This is a genomic window from Nonomuraea sp. NPDC004186, from assembly GCF_053603495.1.
Genome location: NZ_JBSGFQ010000094.1, coordinates 1 through 22,705, shown reverse-complemented (window position 1 = coordinate 22,705; position 22,705 = coordinate 1). Strand labels below are relative to the sequence as shown.

General features: G+C 71.7%; 24 protein-coding genes. 9 read left to right on the top strand and 15 right to left on the bottom strand.

From position 1 onward, the window contains the following. Window positions 1–62 precede the first annotated feature (62 nt). The 6 genes from ACWEPL_RS48410 to ACWEPL_RS48385 all read right to left on the bottom strand — a co-directional run bounded on the left by ACWEPL_RS48410 (window position 63) and on the right by ACWEPL_RS48385 (window position 6,171). Window positions 63–197, bottom strand: coding sequence for an ALQxL family class IV lanthipeptide (locus ACWEPL_RS48410; RefSeq protein WP_363978582.1), 135 nt, complete (start codon window positions 195–197; stop codon window positions 63–65). After that, window positions 197–316 carry an ALQxL family class IV lanthipeptide gene (locus tag ACWEPL_RS48405; RefSeq protein ID WP_350742719.1) on the bottom strand — a complete coding sequence of 40 codons (120 nt, stop codon included), beginning with the start codon at window positions 314–316 and terminating at the stop codon, window positions 197–199. Before ACWEPL_RS48405 ends, ACWEPL_RS48410 begins: the two co-directional genes overlap by 1 nt. A gap of 33 nt (window positions 317–349) precedes the next feature. Beyond that, window positions 350–469, bottom strand: a complete 120-nt coding sequence (locus tag ACWEPL_RS48400; RefSeq protein WP_350742721.1) for an ALQxL family class IV lanthipeptide — start codon at window positions 467–469, stop codon at window positions 350–352. 90 nt (window positions 470–559) lie between these two features. Beyond that, window positions 560–2,341, bottom strand: a complete 1,782-nt coding sequence (locus tag ACWEPL_RS48395; protein ID WP_452440261.1) for a S9 family peptidase — start codon at window positions 2,339–2,341, stop codon at window positions 560–562. Further along, window positions 2,338–5,022, bottom strand: a complete 2,685-nt coding sequence (gene lanL, locus ACWEPL_RS48390) for a class IV lanthionine synthetase LanL (protein ID WP_452440260.1) — start codon at window positions 5,020–5,022, stop codon at window positions 2,338–2,340. Before lanL ends, ACWEPL_RS48395 begins: the two co-directional genes overlap by 4 nt. A gap of 240 nt (window positions 5,023–5,262) precedes the next feature. Further along, window positions 5,263–6,171 carry a M23 family metallopeptidase gene (locus ACWEPL_RS48385; RefSeq protein WP_363978592.1) on the bottom strand — a complete coding sequence of 303 codons (909 nt, stop codon included), beginning with the start codon at window positions 6,169–6,171 and terminating at the stop codon, window positions 5,263–5,265. Between the two features lie 476 nt (window positions 6,172–6,647). On the opposite strand from ACWEPL_RS48385, the gene ACWEPL_RS48380 reads away from it, so the two are divergent. After that, the gene (locus ACWEPL_RS48380) at window positions 6,648–7,022 is read left to right on the top strand and encodes a hypothetical protein (protein ID WP_452440259.1); all 375 of its coding nucleotides are present in this window, start codon (window positions 6,648–6,650) and stop codon (window positions 7,020–7,022) included. On the opposite strand, the gene ACWEPL_RS48375 is transcribed toward ACWEPL_RS48380, so the two are convergent. Beyond that, entirely contained in the window at window positions 7,019–8,356 is a 1,338-nt protein-coding gene (locus tag ACWEPL_RS48375) for an aminotransferase class I/II-fold pyridoxal phosphate-dependent enzyme (RefSeq protein WP_452440258.1), read from the bottom strand. The two genes, ACWEPL_RS48380 and ACWEPL_RS48375, sit on opposite strands and share 4 nt — an antisense overlap. Before the next feature lie 26 nt (window positions 8,357–8,382). On the opposite strand from ACWEPL_RS48375, the gene ACWEPL_RS48370 reads away from it, so the two are divergent. Beyond that, window positions 8,383–9,006 (top strand): FMN-binding negative transcriptional regulator, encoded by a 624-nt coding sequence (locus ACWEPL_RS48370; protein ID WP_452440257.1) that lies wholly within the window; start codon window positions 8,383–8,385, stop codon window positions 9,004–9,006. A gap of 18 nt (window positions 9,007–9,024) precedes the next feature. On the opposite strand, the gene ACWEPL_RS48365 is transcribed toward ACWEPL_RS48370, so the two are convergent. Next, window positions 9,025–9,807, bottom strand: a complete 783-nt coding sequence (locus tag ACWEPL_RS48365) for an NAD(P)H-binding protein (protein ID WP_452440256.1) — start codon at window positions 9,805–9,807, stop codon at window positions 9,025–9,027. Between the two features lie 88 nt (window positions 9,808–9,895). Between ACWEPL_RS48365 and ACWEPL_RS48360 the strand changes: the two genes are divergently transcribed. From ACWEPL_RS48360 to ACWEPL_RS48340, 5 genes are all read left to right on the top strand, one after another. Then, window positions 9,896–10,351, top strand: coding sequence for a GbsR/MarR family transcriptional regulator (locus ACWEPL_RS48360; RefSeq protein WP_363978607.1), 456 nt, complete (start codon window positions 9,896–9,898; stop codon window positions 10,349–10,351). 74 nt (window positions 10,352–10,425) lie between these two features. Beyond that, window positions 10,426–11,316 carry an ATP-binding cassette domain-containing protein gene (locus ACWEPL_RS48355; RefSeq protein WP_452440255.1) on the top strand — a complete coding sequence of 297 codons (891 nt, stop codon included), beginning with the start codon at window positions 10,426–10,428 and terminating at the stop codon, window positions 11,314–11,316. Further along, window positions 11,313–12,887 carry an ABC transporter permease gene (locus ACWEPL_RS48350; RefSeq protein ID WP_452440254.1) on the top strand — a complete coding sequence of 525 codons (1,575 nt, stop codon included), beginning with the start codon at window positions 11,313–11,315 and terminating at the stop codon, window positions 12,885–12,887. The genes ACWEPL_RS48355 and ACWEPL_RS48350 overlap by 4 nt, the downstream gene beginning before the upstream one ends. 60 nt (window positions 12,888–12,947) lie before the next feature. Beyond that, the gene (locus ACWEPL_RS48345; protein ID WP_452440252.1) at window positions 12,948–14,339 is read left to right on the top strand and encodes a DNA-3-methyladenine glycosylase 2 family protein; all 1,392 of its coding nucleotides are present in this window, start codon (window positions 12,948–12,950) and stop codon (window positions 14,337–14,339) included. Between the two features lie 9 nt (window positions 14,340–14,348). Next, entirely contained in the window at window positions 14,349–15,563 is a 1,215-nt protein-coding gene (locus tag ACWEPL_RS48340; protein WP_452440251.1) for an MFS transporter, read from the top strand. A gap of 167 nt (window positions 15,564–15,730) precedes the next feature. On the opposite strand, the gene ACWEPL_RS48335 is transcribed toward ACWEPL_RS48340, so the two are convergent. The 7 genes from ACWEPL_RS48335 to ACWEPL_RS48305 form a co-directional block, all read right to left on the bottom strand. Further along, window positions 15,731–16,243 (bottom strand): DEAD/DEAH box helicase family protein, encoded by a 513-nt coding sequence (locus tag ACWEPL_RS48335; RefSeq protein ID WP_363978622.1) that lies wholly within the window; start codon window positions 16,241–16,243, stop codon window positions 15,731–15,733. 3 nt (window positions 16,244–16,246) lie between these two features. After that, a complete protein-coding gene (locus ACWEPL_RS48330; protein ID WP_452440249.1) occupies window positions 16,247–16,972 on the bottom strand; it encodes a hypothetical protein in 726 nt (241 codons plus the stop codon). Between the two features lie 42 nt (window positions 16,973–17,014). Beyond that, window positions 17,015–18,397 carry an SUKH-4 family immunity protein gene (locus ACWEPL_RS48325; protein ID WP_452440248.1) on the bottom strand — a complete coding sequence of 461 codons (1,383 nt, stop codon included), beginning with the start codon at window positions 18,395–18,397 and terminating at the stop codon, window positions 17,015–17,017. 65 nt (window positions 18,398–18,462) lie between these two features. Further along, window positions 18,463–18,939: a GNAT family N-acetyltransferase gene (locus ACWEPL_RS48320; RefSeq protein WP_452440247.1), complete on the bottom strand. Its 477-nt coding sequence runs from the start codon at window positions 18,937–18,939 to the stop codon at window positions 18,463–18,465. 4 nt (window positions 18,940–18,943) lie between these two features. Next, window positions 18,944–20,365, bottom strand: coding sequence for an MFS transporter (locus ACWEPL_RS48315; protein ID WP_452440246.1), 1,422 nt, complete (start codon window positions 20,363–20,365; stop codon window positions 18,944–18,946). Window positions 20,366–20,470: 105 nt separating this feature from the next. Next, on the bottom strand, window positions 20,471–20,902 hold the full coding sequence (locus ACWEPL_RS48310) for a PPOX class F420-dependent oxidoreductase (protein WP_363978637.1): 432 nt from the start codon (window positions 20,900–20,902) through the stop codon (window positions 20,471–20,473). Continuing rightward, complete coding sequence (locus ACWEPL_RS48305; RefSeq protein WP_452440245.1) at window positions 20,899–21,783, bottom strand: NAD(P)-dependent oxidoreductase; 885 nt, start codon at window positions 21,781–21,783, stop codon at window positions 20,899–20,901. Before ACWEPL_RS48305 ends, ACWEPL_RS48310 begins: the two co-directional genes overlap by 4 nt. 27 nt (window positions 21,784–21,810) lie before the next feature. On the opposite strand from ACWEPL_RS48305, the gene ACWEPL_RS48300 reads away from it, so the two are divergent. Beyond that, entirely contained in the window at window positions 21,811–22,212 is a 402-nt protein-coding gene (locus tag ACWEPL_RS48300) for a MerR family transcriptional regulator (protein ID WP_452440244.1), read from the top strand. Further along, on the top strand, window positions 22,205–22,525 hold the full coding sequence (locus ACWEPL_RS48295) for a hypothetical protein (protein ID WP_452440242.1): 321 nt from the start codon (window positions 22,205–22,207) through the stop codon (window positions 22,523–22,525). Before ACWEPL_RS48300 ends, ACWEPL_RS48295 begins: the two co-directional genes overlap by 8 nt. Window positions 22,526–22,705 lie beyond the last annotated feature (180 nt).

Sequence of the window (22,705 nt, the reverse complement as noted above, 5' to 3'; positions counted from 1 at the left end):
TTACGCTCCTCTCTCGACGGACCCGGCGGGCCACCGCCGGCGGCGGTGGCCCGGGGATTTCACTAGGACAGGCTGAGGGTGATGAAACAGGTCTCATCGCCCTCGCACGTCACGCCGAAGCAGCTCAGCGTGCAGGGGTACAGCCAGGACTCTTCTGCGGCCGGGAGCATGTCCAGGGCCTTGATGTCGATTTCCATCAGACGGTGATCCAGCAGCTGTCGTTCTTGCACGAGATGAAGCACGTGATGACGCAGGGCCACAGCGAGGTCTCCTCGGCGGCCGGCAGCATGTCGAGAGCCTTGATGTCGATTTCCATGGTGTTCTCTCCTTCAGTAATGGGGATTTTTCGTCAGATGGTGACCCAGCAACTGTCCTTGCAGGTCTTGACCTCGCAGGTGATGAGACAGGGCCACAGCGCGGCCTCCTCGGCGGCCGGCAGCATGTCCAGGGCCTTGATGTCGATTTCCATCGCGTTCTCCTTTCTTGGGTGGTTGCCGCTCGTTTCGAGACGGCGTGGAGTACCGGCCCGCGTCGACGGGCCGGAGTCTGTGAGCACCCGCTAGGCGGTGACGGGCCTGCCGCTCAGGAAGTCGATGAGCAGGCCGGTGACCAGGTGTCCGTCTCCGGAGGCCAGCGGGTCGTGGTCGGCCACGGGGATCTCCAGGTAGACCGGTGGCACCGGGTGACCGGCCGCCAGCAGCCGGCCGTGCAACCGCCGGGAGTGAGTGACCGGGATGATCGAGTCCTGCAGGCCGTGGATGATCATGATCGGCAGGCGCATCCGGTCCGCCAGCCGGGCCAGGTCGCGCGGGCCGAGCTCGTCGTCCGCCTCCGCGCAGCCGCCGAGCCGATCGAGCAGCGTGCGTACGCGCTGCGCCCCGTCCTGGTACAGCTCCCGCCCGGACAGGAACGGCGCGATGACCGCGGCCCTGGTCCACAGGTCCGGCTCCGCGGCGGCGGCCAGCAGGGCCAGGTAGGCGCCGTAGCTGATGCCGTACAGCATGGGCCGTTGCCGGCCCGGGCCGCGCGCGTCGGCCAGCGTGCGCCCGAGCTGCAGGACGTCCGCCAGGTCGGGGCCGCCCCACGCGCTGTGGATGGCGTCGCGGTGCGCGGCGCCGTAGCCGGTGCTCCCCCGCTGGTTGGGCGCGACCACCGCCATGCCCGCCGCGGCCATCCGCTGGAACAGCGGGTCGAACCCGAAGGGCCAGGCGGCTTCCGGGCCGCCGTGCAGCGCCAGGACGACCTGCTCGCTCGTCACCGGGTCGCCGTACACGATGGCCTCGATCGGCCCGGCCGGGCCCTGGTGGTCCACCGTACGGGCCGGTGCCCAGCCGCCCGCGTGCTCCTCGGCGGCGGCCCGCGCCCGGGGCCGGAGCGGATCGGTCAGGGTGATCACGCCGAGCGGGCGGTCCGGCGTGCTGTGCAGCAGGTGCAGCCCGCCGGTGGTCCAGCGCGCCAGCGGCTGCAACGTCCCGGCCGGCAGCTCGGCCTCGACGGCGGTGTCCGCCACGAGGTCGTGCAGCAGCAGGTCGGAGCGGCTGCGGCGGACGACCGACAGGGCCAGGTGCCGCCCGTCGGGGTCCAGGGTCAGCGGTGCGACGGTGCCCTCGACGCGGTTCAGCCGCTCGGGGAACGCCGTCGGCGCCGGGTCGTCGCGGTGCCGGACGCCGAGCCGGAACGCTCCATCGCGTTGTGCCGCGGTGAGCAGCACGCCCGTGCGCGGCGCGGCCATGAGCAGGTGCTCGCCGTCCGCCAGCCCGTCGAGTGCCGTCAGAAGACCGGTGGCGAGGTCGAGGACGAGGGTGCCGCTGGCACCTGGCTCGGGGCGGGCCAGCGCGAGCCGCCGGCCGTCCTCGTCGAGCCAGACTCCCCCGCCGACCGCACCGGTCAGCCTGGCGACCTGCTCGGGAGCCTCGGCGCGCCCCGACACGCGCCACACCGTGGTGCGTCCGTCCGCGCCGCTCTCGAACAGCAGAGCGGCGGTGCCCGGCGCGACACCGGCGACCAGCCTGAGCCCTCCGCTGCGAGGGGTGAGCAGCTCGTACTCCTCGGCCGGCGCCCCGTCCGGGCCGGGGACGGCGAGCAGCAACCGCGCCGACCCCTTGCCGTGGCGGCACAGCAGCACGTCGCCGTCCCCGGTCGGGAGCGGGAGCGTCCAGGAGGTCTCGCCTTCGCGGGTGGGTAACAGGCGGGGCCGCGGCGCGGGACCGGTGAGGTCCCACAGCTCCGGCATGAGCTTGTCACGGCCGTACGCGGCCAGGCAGGAGGCATGGCGCCCGTTGCCGGAGAACCGGAAGCTGATCCGCCTGAGTTCCGTGGGCAGGGTGGTGACGGTGCTCATCGCGCGGCCACCTCGTCGGAGACCATCCACGGGCGGGGACCGCCGTGGCGCAGCCGCCACAGGAAGGCGAGCACCCCGGCCAGCCCGGTGTTCCAGCCGAACGTCACCTCAAGGGCGTTCTCGTCGGGCACCACGAGCAGCCCGTCGCGCACGGTGGCGCGCGTCCACAGCACGGCGGCCAGTTCCTCGGCCTGCTCGTGGTAGATCGGATCGTCGGCCAGCTCCGCCAGGTCCAGCAGGAACTGCCCGTCTCCGGCCAGGCCGTGGCAGGCCGCGGTGCCGGAGCGCAGCCGGTGGCCGTGCACCGCCCTGGCGGCGGCCCTGGCCACCTCCAGCGCGTCCCAGTCGCCGGTGACCGTGTGCAGGCGCACCAGGAACGTTCCGATCCCCGAGGATCCGTTGCACCAGTGGGGCATCTTCGCCCCACCGTGCGGGCCCTCCCCCCACCAGGCCGCCTCACCGTGGTAGTCGACCGCGTCCAGCAGGGTACGGCCCGCCGCGACGGCGGTCTCCAGGCAGTCCTCGCGCCCGAGCGCGACGCCGGCGGCCAGCAGGTACGCGCCGATCCCAGCGACGCCGTGGGCGAAGCCGTAGTGCACGACGCCCGCCAGCGCGGAGTCGAAGTCCTTGGGGATGGGCCACAGCACCGTGTCGGGGGTGCGCTGCGCGACCTTGAGGAGCTCGTCGGCGCAGTCGCTCGCCCGGTCGCGGAATCTCGTGTCGCCGGTGGCGTTCCACAGATGTAGCAGCGCCGTCCCGGTCCCGGCCAGGCCGTGGCAGATGTCCGGGTTCGGCCAGCTGACGGGCAGGTCGAGGGCGAGGTCCAGGCCCGCCGAGCGGATGTCGTGGTCGTCGAGCGCCGCGCCCGCCTCGTACAGGGCCCAGGCCATGCCGGCCCGGCCGAAGTACAGCCCCGGCGAGGGGCGGTGTTCGCCCGCGAGGCGGTGGATCATCCAGTTCGCGCCGTCGCGCAGGGCGGTCGCGAGGGATTCCTGGGGGGAGGTCCTCATCACGGAGGCCATCAGCTGGAGCACGCCGGCCGCGCCGTACTGCACGCCGCAGGGGTCGGCGGTGGCGCCGTACCCGGTGCTGGGCCACAGCCGCGCGTCCCCGCCCATGGTGCGCAGGGTGTGCGCCAGCCCGTCGTGCAGCAGCCGGTCCTGGTCGGCCGTGGCGAGCCGGTAACCGTTCCCCGCCTCCGGGCCGGTGGTCAGGCCGTCCAGGAACGTACGGACCCTGGCCAGGTCCCACCGCCGGGCGGGATCCTCCGCCATCAACCCCAAGATCATGGGAGCCAGCTCGGTGGCCACGGGATCGCCGGCGACGGCCACGTCGACCAGCGTGCGCACCCGGGAGTCCCACGGTCTGGCGTGCTCGTCCTGATCCTTGACCAGCATCGGCTGGCAGGAGGTGGCCAGGTAGAACACCGTCGCGCCCAGCGCGTACAGGTCCACCTCGACGCCGGGGCAGGGCCCGAGGGCGGGGGAGTTCTCCTGCTCCGGCGGCGCGTAGCCGGGGGTGTGGGTGCGCCCGACCAGGGTGCCGGGCCTCGCCGCGGTCTCCAGGTCGATCAGCCGGCAGTCGCCGCCCTCGGTGACGATGATGTTGTTCGGGGTCAGGTCGCGCACGATGTGGCCGCGCTCGTGGACCGTCGCCACCAGCTCGACCAGGCGCCCCACGAGGCCCAGCACCGTTTCGCGCCGGCGCGGGTCCGGGCCCTCGGCTCCGCGCTCGCCGGCCCAGACGGTGAGCACGGTCCCCTCGATGCGCTCCTGGACCAGGAACAGGTTGTCGTCCTTGTCGAACAGCGTCACCTTGCGCGCCGTGACGCCGAGCGGCCCGAACAGGTCGAGCATCCGCCATTCGTGGCGCAGCGCGTCGCGCTCGTCATGTCCGTTCATCCTGGCGCCGACGTGCGGCCGGGCCTGCTTGACGATCACGTTCCCGCCGGTGTCGCGGTCCTCGGCCAGGAAGACCCCGCCCTTGGCGTTGTGCCGTACGGCCTGGCGCACCACGAACCGGTCGGCCAGCAGCACCGCCTGCGGCGCGGCCACCCGTACCGGAGCCTTGCCCGACTCGAAGGGGCAGGGCGCCCACGGGGGCGGCGAGTACCAGGCGTTGCGCTTGTCGGTCACCTGGGTGCCGTCGGGGGCGGTCAGCCGCGAGGCGTAGGAGCCGTCGTTGTCCAGCGCGGAGGGCGCGGAGAACACCCCGTAGCGGTAGTGGACCAGGCTGCCCGGCTTGTACGCGCGATCGGACAGGATGGGCGGCCCGGGCAGGCCCAGGGTGGCGGCGTGCAGCTCCTCGGCGATCACGGTCGCCGCCCGGTCGTCGGGCGGGTAGACGGTGATGAACTTGCCCACCGACCCGCGGTCCTGCTCCCTGGCCACCAGGCCGGACAGCTCGGCCAGCGTCGCGGCGAACTTGAACGAGCAGCGGTGCCGCGCCAGCACCTCCACCGCGCGCGCCAGCACCACCGGCGCCGACAGCGGCGTCGCCGAGACGTGCAGCTTCCAACCCTGCGCCCGGTTCGCCGCGCCTGCCGGAGTCACATACGTCCACGGCCTGCGGGTGCGGATCTCCCAGGCGTCCTCCTGCTCACCGGTCGCCGCCCGGCCCAAGGCCGCCTTGGCGACGTCCTCCAGGACGTGCCGATCCACGCCGGTCTGGTCTTCCCCCACGTTGCTCCCCTATCCACTGGATGATCAGCGCGGGCCCGGGGCCATCGGCTGATCGACATCAGGTATAGGCGTGGGGACTTGTAGCCATCTTGGACAGGAGTTGGAACCCGTTGGGCGTCGTCTTGCCTGACGCTCCCCGCTCGCTTGGCCGGAGCCGCTCACCTGCCGGAACATCGCGCCACCCCGAACAGCGCAATGGCCACCCCCCGCGATCGGGGAGTGGCCATTGACGTCATGCTCTTAATCGCAGTGTTCGAAGCCACTGGTGTAGGAGCTGCTGCCGACCGAGCCGCCCCACTTGACGCACTGCCCGGCCGCGTCGCGCCTGACGGGACCCGCGTAGTAGTCGTAGCTGCCCGAGTCGGTCGTCCTGCTTTCGTTCTGCGGCTCCAGGAAGGCCGACACCGCCGACGCCGAGCCGAGGTTCGTCGACTTCAGCGTCACGACGCAGTTGTAGCCGTTACCCGAGTTGTAGAGCAGGTACGTGCGGCCACCCGTGAGAGCGGCCGAGTCGATGACCGAGTAACCGCTGCCGCAGACCTCCTCGGGGGTGTAGGGGTTGCTGCTGCCGCAGCCGTTGGTGCTCGTGATGGCCTTCTTCTGGCCCAGGGACACGGTCACGCCGTCCACGGTCGGGCTGGTGTCCATCGCACCGGTGGAGGTCCGCTGTTCGTAGTGCAGGTGCGGCGCGTTCGAGCCGCCCGTCGAGCCGACGGTCCCGATCACGGTGCCCTGGCTGACGGTCAACGTGCTGCCGGCCGACCTCACCATGGTCGCCAGGTGGGCGTAGCGGGTCCTGGTGCCGTCGCTGTGCCGGATCTCTATCCACTTGCCGTAGCTGGTGCTTCCCGCGTCGCTGAAGGTCGCGGTCCCCGCGGCGGTGGCACGCACGGTCTCGCCGTTGATGTCGTCGCCCCCGTAGTCCTGCCAGTCGATAGAACCGGACGGGTTGTGGGCGGGGGTCCCGGTCCAGTTGTTGGCGTAGAAGGTCTTTCCGCAGTTGAACGGACTCTTGTGAGACACAGCCAGGACGCCGGCGTCCTGCGCTGAGGCGGCCTGGGGAATCAGCGCTGCCGCGACGGTGACCAACAGGACGGTGATCGCGGGTTTGAGGGCTCTCGGCCAGGTCGGCCTGCCGATTGTGGGCATGCTCACCTCTCTGAACAGGTGCTGTGGGGGGATACGGTCGGGCACCCAGTTCCAATGGTGTCGATTTGCGACATGGCAGCATTTCGACACCTCACCGCCCGTGGGGGAGGGCGGTCGATCATGAAGATATCCCTGAAAGTTCTCTTCATCAATCTCTACGGAGATGAAATTTTGCGGCTCTTCAACTTGCCGTCAAGTACTTATCAAAACCGCAGCCCACTTCGGCCAATCCGATGGTGAGCCTAGTTTATGTACGCCCAAAATTATAGATTTGGCCACCTCTTATTTAAGGGCCTCTTTGCCGGTTGGATGGGGCGCATGAATGCTCATGACGTTGCCCGGCTTCTTCCCGAGATCCCCGTGCTCCGCGACTTCTGCCGGTCCATGGCCGTGCTGGAGGCCATCCTGAGCCCGGACTGGGAGAGCCGCCGCCACTCCTTCGGCGCCGGTTGGGCCAGCCGGGTGTGCTCGACTCGGTGCCTGATGTCTTCCGCCGCTGCGTGGAGGAGCCGGCGTTCCGCGACGAGGACGGCATGCCCGTCGTGACCGCCTGCCTGTGGCGGGAGGCCGGCGACGACGCATGGCGGGTGGGCGAGATCGACTATCCGGACGGCGAGCGCGACCCCGACGGGTCGGCCCACCTGTTCGCGCTGCTCATGGATCCGTCGCCGGAGGCGTTCCAGCGCTTCGCCGAGGACTACTACGAAATGCCCGTGGACCTCGACGCGATACGGCACGTCCATGCCCTCCGCCCCCTGACGCAGGCGGTCGTCACCACGTTGAACGCCGACCTCACGCTGGACGACCTCGCCGAGGACCTCGCGGAAGCCCGGTATCCGTCCCGGGCCTAGCCGTACCGGCCGCTCGAGGACGGGCGCAGGGCGGCGGTGACGTCGTCCGCGAGCCGGTCCACCTCGTCGGCAGCCAGGGTCGAGACGGTGAGGCGGATGGCGGGCGGCGTGGCGATGCGGTTGCGGGCGCCGGGCGCGACGGCCCAGCCGCGGGCGAGCAGGCGGGTGATCGCGGTGGCCTCGTCCGGGACGGGGACCCACACGTTGAGCCCGGTGCGCCCGTGCGCCGGGATGCCGCGTCCGGTCAGCGCCGTCACCAGGCCGTCCCTGCGCCGCGCGTACGAGGCCGCCACCGCCACCGTGTCCACCGCGTCCGTACGCCAGAGGTAGGCGACGGCGCGTTGCAGCAGGTGACTGACCCAGCCGGCGGCCAGGCGCTGGCGGCCGCGCAGCCGGCCGAGCGTGACCGGGTCGCCGCTGGTCAGGGCGACGCGTAGATCGGGGCCGAAGGCCTTGGCCGTCGAACGCGTGAGCACCCAGCGCTGCGTGACCCCCGCCAGCGGGTGCAGGGGAAGGTCCACGAAGCCGGCCCCGTGGTCGTCCTCGATGAGCAGCACCCCCGGGTACGCCGCCAGCACCTCCCGCAGGGCCCCAGCACGTTCGGCGGAGACGGCGGCGCCGAACGGGTTCTGGGCGCGGGCCGTGATCACGACGGCTCGGACCCCGGTCCGCAGGGCCCGGCCGAGCTCGTCGGGCAGGGGGCCTTCGTCGTCCACCCGCATCGGCACGGGACGCAGCCCCATGACGCCGACCAGGTCGAGCAGGGCCGTCCAGCTCGGATCCTCCAGGGCCACCGCGTCGCCGGGGCGCAGCTGAGCGGCCAGCACCCGTTCGACCGCGTCGAGGGTGCCCGAGGTGATCGCCAGCGGGCCGGCCGGTACGCCGTCCGCGCGCAGCCGCTCGCCGGCCAGGGCGATCAGCTCCTCGTCGTCACCCGTCCCGTACATGGCGGGCCGCTCCTCGTGCGCGCGGGCCGCGGCGGCGAGGGCGTCCCCCAGGGGCGGCAGCAGGGCCGGGTCGGGGTTGCCCGTGGACAGGTCGCGCGCGCCAGGAGGCACCTCGATGCGGATCTCCTCCCGGAACGTGCTGGCCGGGCGCGGCCTGACCCGCGTGCCGCGCCGCCCGGCGGTCTCGATGACTCCGCGCTCGCGCAGCAGCCGGTACGCGGCCGCCGCCGTGTTGGGGCTGACCCCGGCCCGGGAGGCCAGCTCGCGCACCGGCGGAAGCATCGCGCCTGGTGAAAGCCGCCCCTCCGACACGGCGGCCTCGACCCCGGCCGCAAGCTCGCTGGCAGTCCCACCCACAATCGGGTACTTTTCTGACACAAAATCCATTATGTACTAATACAAAGAGGTATGAGGTGCTCATTCATCCTTGGGACGCGGCCCACGACGGCGACGAATGGCGGGCCTGGCTGCGTACGCGTGACTTCGGGCAACTCGCCGCGAACGGCGTGGACGGCGGCCCGCCGGTCGTGGTGCCGACGCATTTCCTGTTCGACGGGAGTGCGGTCGTGCTCCACCTGGCCAGGCCGAACCCGATCTGGCCCGCGCTGGAGGCCAACCCGGCCGTGGTGGTGACCGTGCACGACGACTACGCCTACATCCCGTCGGGCTGGCGCTCCGACACCCCGGAGACCGGCGTGCCGACCAGCTATTACGCCTCGGTGCAGCTCACCTGCCAGGCCCGGATCGTGGACGACAGGGAGGGCAAGGCCGAGATCCTGCGCCGCCAGCTGGCCCACCACGAGCCCGGCGGCGGGCACGGCGAGGTGGCCGCGGACGCGGGGCCGTACCGGAAGATGCTCTCGGCGATCCGGGGGCTGCGGCTGGAGGTGGTGGAGGTGCGGGCCAAGTTCAAGTACGACGACCACCGGCCGGTCGAGTTCCGCGAGCGGATCGCGGACGGGCTCGCCGAGCGGGACCTGCCGGGCGACGCGGGCGCGCGGGCCCAACAGCTCAGGCGGATGACCCACGCGCGGTGAGCGCCCGGGCGCAGCAACTCAGGCGGATGGCCTGAGGACGGTGAACTCCCGGGGCGGGCGCCCGAGGATCCGCTGGACCCCGTCGTGGAGCCGGGCGTACTCCCCGCGGCGGATGGCGTCGAAGGTCTCCAAGGACCAGTTCATGGCCGCCTCCGAGGCGCCCGCGGCCTTCGTCCGTTCCGTCCATCGTTCGACCGGCTCGTCGACGTACACCACGGTGCGCCCCGTCTCCCGCGAGACGATCGCGACGAGCTCGGGGTACGACAGGGCGCGCGGCCCCGCCAGCGGGTAGATCCGGCCCTCGTGCCCCGCGCCGGTGAGCACGGCCACCGCGACGTCGGCGATGTCGGCGACGTCGATCGGCGCGGTGTACGGCTCCGGCCCCAGCGGCAGCCGCAGCTCCTCTTTCCCGGCCAGGGTCGCGAAGTTCTGCTGGAAGGCGCCGGGCCGCAGGATCGTCCATGCCGGCCCGGCCTCGCGCACGGCCGTCTCACGTGAGGCCATCGGCACGCTCCCGTACCCCGCGCTCAGCCCGGACAGCAGCACGACCCGCCGCACTCCGGCCGCCCGCGCGACCGCGAGGAACGAGGCCACCAGCCCGGCCGGGAACACAGGGTCCTCGGGCGTCACCAGGTAGATCACGGAAACGCCCTCGACGACGGGACCCCAGGTACGCGCGTCGTCCCACTCGAAGCGCACCGACGCCGACCGGGAGGCCGCCCGTAACGGCACGCCCCGGTCCCGCAGCCCGGCGACGACGAGGCACCCGGTCCTGCCGGTGGCACCCAGAACCAGAATCATGCAACCAGTAAACATCGGCTTGCCATTGCCAGTTGTTTCAGTCTAGTCTGAAATTACTGGCTAGAAAGCTGAACGTTAGGATGACCGCATGAGTACGCAGGACGGCCCTGACCGCGAGCAGGTGCTCGAATGGGTCGAGCGGGTGGCCGCGTTCGTCTCCGAGGAATGGGGACTCGCGCCGATCACCGGCCGCGTCCTGGGCTGGCTCATGGCGTGCGACCCGCCGGCGCAGACCGCGAGCGACATCGCCGACGCCATCGGCGCGAGCCGCGCCTCGCTGACGACGAACATGCACCTCCTGACGTCCATCAAGCTCATCCGCAGGTTCCGCAAGCCAGGGGAGCGGAACGTCTACTACCAGATCGAGGACGACGCCTGGTCCAAGGTCATCCGGCAGAAGCTCGCCGCGTTCACCGCGTTCGACGAGCTGGCCGCGGAGGGCCTGCGGCTCGGCTGGACCGACGAGGCGCAGACCAGGCGCATCGAGTCGGCCAGGACCGCCATCGCCGGCCTCGCCAAGGTGCTCGACCAGGCCTCCGACTGAAACCCAGAGCGGACGCGGCGGGCTCTCTGCGGCCACGCCGCCGTCCCGCCATGCCTTCTCACAAGGAAATCCCCATGGACGACTTGATCTCGGTCGCCGCACTGACGAAGTCGTACGGCGCGACCCGCGCGCTCGACGGGCTCGACCTGTCCGTACGCGCCGGCGAGGTGCACGGCTTCCTCGGCCCGAACGGCGCGGGAAAGTCCACGACCATCCGCATCCTCCTCGGCCTCATCCGGGCCACCTCCGGCACGGTCAGGCTGCTCGGCGGCGACCCGTGGCGGCAGGCCACCGAGCTGCACCGGCGCCTGGCGTACGTACCGGGCGACGTGACCCTGTGGCCCGCGCTCACCGGAGGCGAGGTGATCGACCTGCTCGGCCGGGCCAGGGGCGGGCTCGACCAGCGGCGCCGCGCCGAGCTGATGGACAGGTTCGAGCTGGACCCGCGCAAGAGGACCCGCGCCTACTCCAAGGGGAACCGCCAGAAGGTGGCGCTGGTCTCCGCCTTCTCCTCCCGGGCCGAGCTGCTGATCCTCGATGAGCCGACCGCGGGGCTCGACCCGCTGATGGAGGCCGCCTTCCGTACCAGCGTGGTCGAGGAGCAGCGGGCGGGGCGCACGGTCCTGCTGTCCAGCCACCTCCTGTCCGAGGTCGAGGCCCTGTGCGACCGGGTCACGATCATCCGCGCGGGCCGAGCCGTGGAGTCGGGCACCCTTTCCGGCCTGCGCCACCTCACCCGCTCCTCGATCACCGCCGATCTGGCGGGCTCCCCCGGCCCGTTGGGCGACCTGCCCGGCGTGCACGACGTGCTGGTCGAGAACGGCCGCCTCACGTGCCAGGCCGACTCCGACGCGCTCGACGGGCTGCTCGCCCGGCTGTCCGCGATCGGCGTACGCGGCCTGACCTGCAGCCCGCCGAGCCTGGAGGACCTGTTCCTGCGCCACTACCAGGGGGCCGCGCGATGACCGTGCTGCTCGGGCTGGCCGCCCGCCGCGAACGCCTCCGCTCGGCCGTCTGGATCCTCGTCGTCGTCATGCTCGGCGCGGGCCTGGTCTCCTACATCGACGGCTACTTCACCACCCAGGAGGCGCTGCGCGTGTACGCGCGGGTGATCTCCGAAAACCCGATCCTCCTCGGCCTCGGCGGCCCCGTCGCCGAACCCTCGGTCGGCGCGATGGCGGCCTGGCGCAGCGGCGGCCTGCTCTTCCTGCTCACCGCCTGGATGGCCCTGACCATCGTGATCAGGCACACCAGGGCGGAGGAGGAGTCCGGGCGGCAGGAGCTGATGCTGTCCGGCGTGATCGGCAGGGCCGCGCCGCTCACCGCGGCCCTCGTCACCGCGGCCGTCGCCGCGCTGGTCGCCGGGGCGCTCACCGCGGGCGTCCTCGTCGCGATCGGCATGGAGGCGGCCGGGTCGCTCGCGTACGGGGCCGCGATCACGGCGGCGGGATGGGTCTTCGCCGCGATCGGCGCGGTGGCCTCCCAGCTCGCGCAGACCGCGCGCACCGCCACCACGCTCGGACTGCTCGCGCTCGGCGTCTCCTACGTGCTGCGCTACCTCGGTGACGCCTCGGGCGCGACCTGGCTGACGTGGAGCTCGCCGCTCGGCTGGAGCCACCTGGTGCGGGCCTACGCGGCCGACCGGTGGTGGCCGCTGCTCGTGTCGCTGGTGGCGACGGGGGTCCTGCTGGCGCTCGCGTACGCGCTGTCCGCCCGTCGCGACCTGGACGCCGGCCTGCTCCCCGTACGTCCTGGGCCGGCCGCGGGGCCGTACCTGAAGGGGCCGTTCAGCCTGGCCTGGCGGCTCCAGCGCGGCCTGCTGGCCAAGTGGGCCGCGGGCGTGACGGCCGCCGCCGCGCTCTTCGCCGGCCTCAGCGGCGTCGCGCCCCGCCTCGCGGACCAGCCCGGACGGGTCCTCGACGCCTTCCTGCACCGGTACGGGGGTCCGTCGGGGGATCCGGTGGACGCGTACCTGTGGATCATCGTGCTCCTGCTGGCGTACACGGTCGCGCTCTACCCGGTGCTCGCCACGCTCCGGCTGCACCACGAGGAGTCCTCCGGCCATGCCGAGGCCCTGCTGTCCACCGCGGTGAGCCGGCTGCGCTGGGCGGCGGCGCACCTGGCCGTGGCCGCGCTCGGCACCCTGGCGCTGCTGGCCCTCGGGGGGTTCGTCACGGGGCTGATCTATTCGCTGGTCATGGGGGATCCGGCGGTGGGCCGGGTCCTGGCTGCAGCGCTGGAACACGTACCGGCCGCCTGGCTCGTCGGAGCGTTCGCCGCCTTCGCCGTGGGGGTGCTGCCGCGGGTGTCGGTCGCGTTCTCGTGGACGGTCTGGGGTGCGGTCACCGTGGTGGGCGACCTGGTCGGACCGCTGATCGGGCTGTGGGGCTGGAGCCGCGTGGAGCCGTTCCACTACACGCCCAACACGGTGTCGGGCGAGCCGTTCACCGCGGCTCCGGCGGCGGTGATCCTCACGCTGACCGCGCTGCTCGTCTCCACCGCCCTGATCCGCCTCCGCGACCGCGACCTGGGCTGAGCTGCTTGATGTCCGATTTCCACTAGTGGGCGCGGCGGCGGAACCGGAAGAGTGGTCCGCGTGCTCACCGACGAAGACGCGTATTCCGTGCTCAGAAGCCGCGACGGCCGATTCGACGGCCGGTTCTTCGTCGCCGTCGTGACCACCCGCGTCTTCTGCCGCCCGAGCTGTCCGGCCGCCCTTCCCAAGCGCGAGAACGTCCGCTTCTACCCCTCCTCCGCGGCCGCCCTGGAGGCGGGCTTCCGCGCCTGCAAGCGCTGCCGCCCGGACACCGTCCCCGGCTCCCCCGAGTGGAACGTCCGGGCGGACGTGGTGGGCCGCGCCATGCGGCTCATCGCCGACGGCCTCGTGGACCGCGAAGGCGTCGCCGGCCTGGCGTCCCGGCTCGGCTACAGCGAGCGCCAGCTGCACCGCCAGCTCACCGCCGACCTGGGCGCGGGCCCGCAGGCCCTGGCCCGGGCCCAGCGCGCGGCCACCGCCAGAACGCTCCTGGAGACCACGGACCTGCCCGCGAGCGAGATAGCGTTCACCGCCGGCTTCTCCTCGATCCGCCAGTTCAACGACACCGTACGCAAGGTCTACGGCACGACCCCCACCGCCCTGCGGGGCACTCCCTCCGCCCGCCTCCCACCAGGCGCGATACGGCTACGCCTCACCTACCGCCCGCCCCTGGACCTGCCGGCCCTGTTCTCCTACCTCGCCACCCGCGCGATCCCCGGCCTGGAGGACGTCACCGCCCGCTGCTACCGCCGCTCGCTGACCCTCCCGCACGGCCTCGGCCTCGTCACGCTCCGCCCCGCGCGCACGTACGTCTCCTGCGAGCTCCACCTGGAGGTCCTGAAGGATCTGGCGGCAGCGGTACGGCGCTGCCGCCACCTCCTGGACCTGGACGCCGACCCTCGCGACATCACCGACCACCTGACCCGCGACCCGCGCCTCGCCGCCGTGGTGGCGCGGACTCCCGGCAGGCGCGTGCCCGGCCAGGTGGACGCGGCCGAGATGGCGATCCGCGCGATCCTGAACGAGGAGACCCCCACCGGCCGATCCCGGCTCGCCCGCCTGGTCCGCACCTACGGCACCCGACTCCCCCATCCAGCGGCCGGCGTCACTCATGCCTTCCCCCGCATGGAGGCCCTGGCGAGCTCCGACGCGCCCGCCCCGGTCACCGCCCTGGCCCGCGCGTTGACCGCCGGGACCCTCCACCTCGGTCCCGAAGCCGATCGCGACCAGGCCGAACGCGAGCTCCTGGCCCTGCCGGGCATGGACGTGGAGGCCGTGGCACGGATCCGCATGCGAGCCTTCGGCGACCCCGACGTCTTCCTCCCCTCCGACCCGGCCGTGCAGGAGGGACTGCACCGCCTCGGGCTGGCGGCCGGGGACGCGCACCGCTGGCGGCCCTGGCGCTCGTACGCGATGCAGCACCTGAGCGCGCCACGCACCCACACCCCCTGAGGAACCTTCGTGTCGACCTATTTGTCCCTCCTCAAGAACAGGCGTGACTTCCGCAGCCTCTGGCTCGGCGCGTCCGTCTCGGTGGTGGGCGACAGCATGACGTTCGTGGCCCTGTCCTGGCTCGTCCTGGCCCAGCCCGGCGGAACGGCGAAGCTGGGCTTCCTGGCCGTCTGTTACACCGCTCCCGTCGTGGTCGGCGGCCTGGTCGCGGGGCCGTTGCTCGATCGGTTCGACAAGCGGGCAGCGCTGATCGCCGACAGCGTGCTGCGCGGTGTCGCCGTCGGGTCCATCCCCTTCGCGGCGGCGGTCGCGACCGTGCCGGCCTGGCTCCCCTTCCTCGTCGCCGCCCTCTACGGCCTGCTGAAGATGGTCCCCATGGCGGCGGTCCCGGCCGCCATCCCCGACCTGGTCGCCCCGCGAGAACGCGACGCCGCCAACGCGCTCGAATCCGTGAGCTACTCCCTGTCCGGCATCATCGGCTTCACCCTGGCCGCCCCGCTCCTGAGCACCCTCGGCCCGGCGAACCTCCTGGCCCTGGACGCCGCCACCTACGCCTGCTTCGCCGTGGCCGTGGCCCTGATCCGCCGCCCCCTGCGCCCGCACGCGAAGCCGGCGCCCCAGGCCGAACGCGTGACGGTCTTCCGCGACAGGGTCCTCGTCGGCACCACGCTCGCCTTCATGGCCTTCAACATCGCCGAAGGCGCGATGACCATGGTGGTCGCCCCGTGGCTGGCCAAGGAGCAGCTTCCGGGCGACGGCGCCGCCCTCTCGCTCCTCATGGCCGCCCTGTCGGCCGGTGAGCTCGTGGGCGGGTTCGTGGCCGGGGCCTGGCGGCCGCGGATCGACAGGCTGGTCGCGATCGCCGTGGTGGAGCTGGTGGCGGCGGCAGGGTTCCTGGCGGCGCTGGGGTCGCCCGGCTGGATCCCGGTGGCCGCGGGCTTCCTGGTCATCGGCATGTTCAGCGCCCCCATGACCGTCTGGGCGCAGTCGCTGCGCATGGAGCGCATCCCGCCGTCCCAGCGCGGCCGGGTCTTCAGTGTCTTCCGCACGATGATGCAGGCGACCCCGCCCGTCGGGGCCGCCGTGGTCACCCCGCTGCTGGTGGCGGGCAACCTGGCGGGGGCGGTGATCCTGATGAGCGCTCTGGCGGCCCTTCCCGCCTTCGCCCTGCTGTTCGTACGCGAGGGCCGCCGGTTGTGGATAACCGGCTCCTCCTGTGGATAACCAGGCCCGTACAGGCCCTCACCAGGGGCGGCGGAAGCACCTGCCCCGAACGCTCCGGAAGGGCCGGAATGCTGGAGAATCAGGGCTTGGCGCCGCCATACCACAGCCCGCGACCGCCTCCGGCCGGCTGTCCACCGGCCTGGGCACACACCTGTGGATGAACTCCCTCAGCCGAGCCGGTTCGCGATGCTCCTGGCCACCTCGGCGGGCGGCTGCTCGGTCGTGTCGACGACCTGGCTTTCGCGGCTGAGCCAGGGGAAGGCGTCCGCGTACGCCGGCAGGTGCTCCAGCCGCCATTTCCGGGCCGACACGTCGTCGGCGGCCTCGATCCGGCGGGTCAGGGTCTCCTGGTCGGTGTGGAGCACGAAGTGGTGCACGGGGATGCCGGCCTCCCGCAGGCCGGCGCTGATCTCCCGCCAGTACTCCTCGACCAGGACGGTCTGCGGCATCACGAGCGCCCCGCCCACGTAGTCGAGCAGCCGCGCCGCGGTCTCCACGACGAGGCCCCGCCACGGCGTCCAGTGCTGGAAGTCACCGACGCGCGGGAGGTCGGAGACGGTCCGCAGCATGAAGCCGACCTGCTCGGGATCGAAACAGCGAGCACCTGGGACGAGCGGGACGAGCTCCCTCGCGGTGCTCGTCTTACCCGCGCCGAACGTCCCGTTCAGCCATACGATCATGGATCACCAGGTCCAGTAGGAACGTGCCTCCGACTTCCAGTCCTTCGGGAAATACTGCTGGATCTTGAACGCCATGCCAAGGCCACGGGCGATGTACTGGTCGCGGTCCAGCTTCCTGGTGATCGGCTTGCCCGGGGCGTCCTTGTTGTCCCACCAGGATTCCCACTGCTTGATGCAGGTCTTCCCGCTCAGGTACTGGTTCGAGCAGGGTGCGGGCGGCGACCAGATCTGGGTGTGACCGAAGTCGATGACCTTCCCCGACGACTTCTCGGTGATGGTCCCCCACGCCTTGAGGCAGTAGCCCTGCGAGGGAATGTCCCACTTCACGTAGTGCTGCGGGCCCGACGTGGCGAACGTACGCAGGTCGCCGCACTTGGCGTCGCCGATCTGCTCCTTGGTCACCCTGACGGTGTAGTACGTGCCGTTCCCCCGCCACCCGTCCAGCGTCAGCCAGTCGCCGTCGCGCACGAACTTCTCCGCGTAGTCCGGCGGCCACTTCTTCGGGTCGCCCCAGCTGATCTCCGAGGTCGTGGAAGACAGGGGCTTCCAGGTCCACTGCCCGGCCGCCTGCCCGTCGGACCAGTACTGTCCGGCGCTGCGGTCGGCGAACCGGGAGTACTGCCCGTAGTCCTCCCCGGCCCGAGCCGGGCCGGCCACCCCCGCGAGCACCGTGATCATCGCCGCGCCGGCGGCCAGCCACGGCCGCGTTCCCATCTCCTGGATCTTCACCGGCAGCACGGTACAGAGCCCCGCAGCGCGCGACGGCTCACATCAAGAAACTTCGAAACGCCCCTCCGGGGCCGGGCGCAGGAGGAACGCGGTGCTCTCGTGCTCGGGAACCTCCACCTCGAGCCCCGTGCCGGCCAGCGCCTGCGCGATCAGGTCGCGATCGCCGGTCCACTGCAGGACGAGCTCGTCCACCAGATCGCCGTACGCGTCGAAGCTCGCCGTGTGCGACTGCGTCGTCCAGAAGACGGCCCTGGGCGGCTGCCCGGCAGCGGAGGCCGCCTCGTGGACCTGCTGCCAGGCGCCGGAGGCGGTCGGCCAGAGGTCGGGCTCGGCGAGGTAGCCGTGCGCGGCCAGCCGGTCGAAGGCCGCCGAGATCCGGCACAGGTCGGACGACCGGTCGGCGGCCAGGCAGGTCACGACCCCTTCCTCCGGCTTGTTCAGGCCGTGGACCGAGGCGATGAGCGAGTCCATCAGGGCGTCGCTGTGCTTGGCCAGCTCGTCGTCGTCCATCTCCAGCAGCGCGTCGTAGTCGTCTTCCTGACCCGCCTGCCCGGGAACGGAGACCACGAGCCCCTCACGGGCGAACGCCGCCTGGATGTTGGAGGGCAGCCCGCCCCGCCACGCGAGCGGCACGTCGTCGGCCAGCGTCCCGTCCGGGGTGAAGTGGTCGGCGCACGGGCTCAGCAGGCCGCTGGTCGCGGTGTCGGACGCGAAGCGCTCGGCGTCGACGATCTGCCAGCCCTCATGCTCCAACCGGCTGAGCGCCCGGTCGAAGCCCTCGCGCTGCGTGCCGCGCGGCGCGACGGCCTCCTCGAACTCGATCAGCTTGGACACGGTGTCGGAGACCTCGGCGCGGCGCTGTTCGAGGAACGCGCGGGTCTCGGAGATGAGGTTCCGGCTCATCAGGGTGTCCATCACCATCGACCACCAGGCCTCGGCCTCGCCGAAGGCGTCCGGGTCCAGCTCCTTGAGGGAGAGCCACAGCTTCTCCGTGTAGTCCTTGCCGGCCTCCGGGGACTCGCCGTTCAACGCCTGCTGGCGCAGCCTGAGCCGGTAGAGGAACTCGACGAAGTTCGCGAGAGAGCTGTTGATCTTCTCCGCCTGCGGCGTCTCGTCCATCGAGAGCAGGCCGACGACGCCGCTGCGGATGTCGAGGAAGTAGCGCATGCCCGTGTCCCCCGACGTGCCGCCGAGCGTGAGGACGTTGAGGTCCCCGCCCGGCGTCCTGAACACGACGAGGGAGCCCACCCGCGGTTCGTCCGCGAAGAAGGTGGTGAACGCCTGGTCCGCGCGCACCGGCAGCCCGACCTCGGACAGGATCCGGACGTCCTCCTCCGAGAGCCCCTTCTCGCGGCACTGCTCGACGTCCATCAGCAGCAGGCCCTCGTCACCGAAAGCCTCGACCATCTCTTCGTGCGTGACCACGATTCAACACCCCGACGTCAGACCTTTGAGATCAAGTTCCCCCAAGGGTAGGGGATCTTTACGGATCAGACGGTACGTTCCCAGCGGACCTCCCCCTCGTTCCACCGGTCGGTGGGACGCAGGCCGGCCGCCGTGGCGACGGCGGCCGAGGCGGCGTGATCGGGGTGGATGTGCGCCACGATCGTGTCGATCCCATCCCGTACGAGCTGGTCGACCAGGGCCCGGGCGGACGCGGTGGCCAGGCCGCGGCCCTGCCATGGTGTGCCGATCACCCAGGCGATCTCGGCGGTCCGGCCGTCGATCGTGGCCTGCACGTACCCGACCAGCCGCTCTTCCTTCCGCGACCGGATCACCCAGTTGCGCCAGCCGGGCGGCCCGGCGACCAGCCGCTCGTAGCGGGCGTGCAGCTCCGGCGCGGTGAGCGGGGCACCGCCGGTGAACGTGTGCAGGTCCGGGTCCGACAGCACGACGGCCATCTCGTCGGCGTGCTCCGGGCGCAACGGGATCAGGACGAGCGCGGGCGCCTCGATGGGACTGGTCACCGGCTCATTCTGCCCCTTCGGTGCGGGCACGCAGCCGGGGCAGGGCCTGGACCAGGGCGGCGACCGCCACGTCCAGCGCGATGAGGAGGAGCAGACCCATGGCGAAGGCATGCGGGTAGCCGGCCAGAGTGCCGTAGAAGACCACGCCGACCACGGCCACGCCGATCGCGCCGCCCGCCTGCTGCGCGGTGCTCAGCACGCCGGAGGCGGCGGCCGCGTGCCTGGGGTCCACGCCGTTCAGGACGAGTGCGGGCAGCGGGGCCATGACCAGCCCCATTCCGGCGCCGGCGACCACGAGCCCGGGGATGATCCAGGCGATGGGACCGTGCTCGCCCAGGGCGGTGGCGGTCAGGGCGAGGAGGCCGTACCCGAGGGCCATGGTCAGCGCCCCGAGCGCGACGACCTGGCGGCCGAGCCTGGCCGCGAGCCGGACGGCCCGCGTCGAGGACGCGAAGTAGCCGAGGCCCAGCGGAAGGAAGATGAGCCCGGATCCCAGCGCGTCCAGTTCGCGGCCCTGCTGGAGGTAGAGCGCCAGGATCAGGAAGAACGAGCCCATCGTCATCGAGTGCAGCAGGCTGACCACGGTGCCCGCGGAGAACGAGCGGTGCCGGAACAGCCCGGGGTCCACCAGCGGGGCGGCTGCCCGCCGCTGGTGCAGCGCGAACGAGGCCAGCAGGGCGACCGCCGCCGCCAGGCACAGCCAGGTCCACGCGGGCCAGCCCTGCTCGCGGCCCTGGACGAGGGGGTAGACGATGGCGACCAGGCCGAGCGAGACGAGCGCCGTACCGGCCAGGTCCAGCTTCGGGCCGCCCGGAAGGCGGGATTCGGGCACCAGGCGCGGGACCAGGGCGATGGCGAGCGCGCCAACCGGCACGTTGATCAGGAAGATGGTGCGCCAGCCCAGCCCGGCCAGGTCCGCGTTGATCAGCACGCCGCCGATGAGCTGCCCGAACACGCCGCCGAAGCCCATCGTGACGCCGTAGGCGTTGAACGCCTTGGCCCGGTGCTCACCGGTGAAGGTGGTGTTGATGATGGCCAGGACCTGCGGCATCAGCAGCGCCGCGCCGAGGCCCTGGCCGATCCTGGCGCCGATCAGGATCCCGGCCGTGGGCGCCGCCCCGCAGAGCGCCGACGCCACCGTGAAGACGGCCAGGCCGACGGCGAACATCCGGCGCCGCCCGTACAGGTCCCCCAGCCGGCCGGCGGTGATCAGCCCGGCGGCCAGCGCGACGCCGAACCCCGCCACCACGAACTGGATCTGCGAAGGGGTGGCGTGCAGGTCCCGCTGGATGGCGGGGATCGCCACGTTGACGATGAAGAAGTCGAGGGTGGTGATGAAGAGGCCGGACAGGAGGACCAGCAAAGTCCCCTGGCCGGGGTCCGCCGTCCGGGGGACGGCGGACTCGGGTGCCTTGACGGCGGTCATGTCGCTCTCCTGGTGTGGTGGCCGCTTGCGAGATAGACAATGCCGCCGGCACCTGTACCGTGGCGATTACGTGGGAGGTCATGGAAAAGGCGAAACGCCCGGCGATCAGCGGACTCTTTCGCCGTACACGTGCTCGACCCTCATCGTCATGAGCACCCTGCGGTCGGACACCATCACCGACCGGTACTCCTCCCAGTCCGGATGCTCCCCCGCGGCGCGGCGGTAGTAGTCCACCAGCGCCTCGACCTCGGGACCGTGGGGGTCGGAGCCCGGCCCCGTGAGCGTCACCGTGCCCTCGGCGGTGGCCCATGACCAGCCGTCAGGGCTGGTGACCTCCAGCGCGGCCCGCGGGTCCCGGCGCAGGTTCGCCGTCTTGGCCCGCCCCTCGGTCATCGAGACGTAGACGATCTCGGCCCTCCGGTCGTAGAAGGGCATGACCGGGGAGAGCTGCGGGCGGCCGTCCGACTTGATCGTCGCGAGGACGCCCAGCCGGCTTTCCGCGAGCAGCGTGCGCGGGTCGAACGGTGTGGCGGTCATGACGGCTTGCGGAACTGCTCGACCATCGCCGCGTAGCCGTCGCCGCCGCGCCCGTCGGCCACGGCCCGGTCGGTCAGGGCCTTGATGAACCTCGGCAGCTCGGCGCTGACGCCGAGGGACTCGCTTTCGTGGATGAGGTGGTCCATCGCGGCCAGGTGGGTGTCGATGGTGGAGTCCAGGGCCGGGTACGCGCCGGTGTCGACCTGCTCCGCGTAGTCCGCCAGCCAGCCGTTCACGATCTCGATCCCCTTGCCGGCGAGCGGGGCGTACGCTCCGGCTCGCACCCCCGCCGCGCCGAGCAGGGCGGCGCCCTGCAGGAACCCGTTCAGGATGTTCCACATCAGGCTCAGCACGGCCATCTCGTGCAGCGCCGACAGGGTGTGGTCGTCGCCGAGGTACGTCGTTCCCGAACCGAGGCTCCTCAGGGCGGGTTCGTACTGCTCGAAGGCCGACCGCGGCCCGCTGTAGGTGATGACGGCGTCCGCCCCGATCTCCGCGGGGACGGCCATGATCGCGCCGTCGAGGTAGGCGCCGCCCTGCCGCGCCGCCCACTCGGCGGTCTCACGGGCGCCCTGTGACGTGCCCGAACCCAGGTTGACCAGGACCCGGCCGTCGAGAACGGCGTCCAGCGTGTCGAGCAGCCCGTGCACGGCGTCGTAGTCCGTGACGCAGACGACCACGAGCGGCGCGGCCGCGACGGCCTCGCCGACCGAGCCGGCGAGCTTCGCGCCCTGGGCCACCAGCTGGTCGGCCCTGGCCGCCGTACGGTTCCACACGGTCGTAGGGTGCCCCGCGCGCAGGAACGCTCCGGCCAGCGCCTGGCCCATCAGCCCGAGGCCGATGACCGTCACGGGAGTGTGGTTGGCGTTGTTGGTGCTCATGGCAGAATCCTTAACGTTCATACCGATATGAAGGTCAAGGGGGGAACGAGCGTGCTGATCGGGGAGTTGAGCCGGCAGACCGGAGTCCACACGCATCAGCTGCGTTACTACGAGGCCCAGGGCCTGCTCGAACCCGAGCGCGGCACCAACGGCTACCGCGAGTACGGCGAAGACGCCGTCCTGACCGTGACCCAGATCCGCAGGCTGCTCGAAGCCGGGCTGTCGACCCAGGAGATCGCGTACCTGCTCCCCTGCGCCACCGGCGCGGCCCCTGACCTGGAGCCCTGCCCCGAGCTCCTGGACACGCTGCGGGCCCGCCTGCACGGCCTGGACGAGCACATCGACACGCTCGCCCGCTCCCGCCAGTCCCTCCGCGACTACATCGACGTCACGGAGCGACGCGTGGTGGAGAGCGGGTCACATGCTTGAGTCCTTAGAGACGGTCACGCACGACATGGCGCTGATCGCTCTCACGACGTGTGCTTTTCCGTTCTTGCTCGGCATCTTCACACTGATCAACCGAGGGCTCCCGCGCTGGGTTCCGGCAGGTAAATGGGCTTATTGGAAGCCGTTCTCCTGGGCGCAGATCTTCCTGTCCGCCTCGCTGACGACGATGCTGCTTCCCCAGGTTCTGGACGTCGATCCGCTGTTGGGTCTCATCCTGATGGTCCCCACCGTCTGCTTCCTCGTCGCCTCAACGGTTTTCTACGTCATGGCTTTCCGGTCGCGCGACCCCAAGTAGCCGGTTTGCGTTCGAGCGCGCTCGAAGCCGTAGCGTCGCCGGCATGACGACAAAGACCTGGATCATCACCGGCGCGTCCCGGGGTTTCGGACGCGCGCTGGCGGAGGCGGCGCTCGCGGCGGGCGACCGCGTGGTGGCGGCGGTGCGCCGGCCCGAGAGCGTGGCCGACCTGGCGGACGC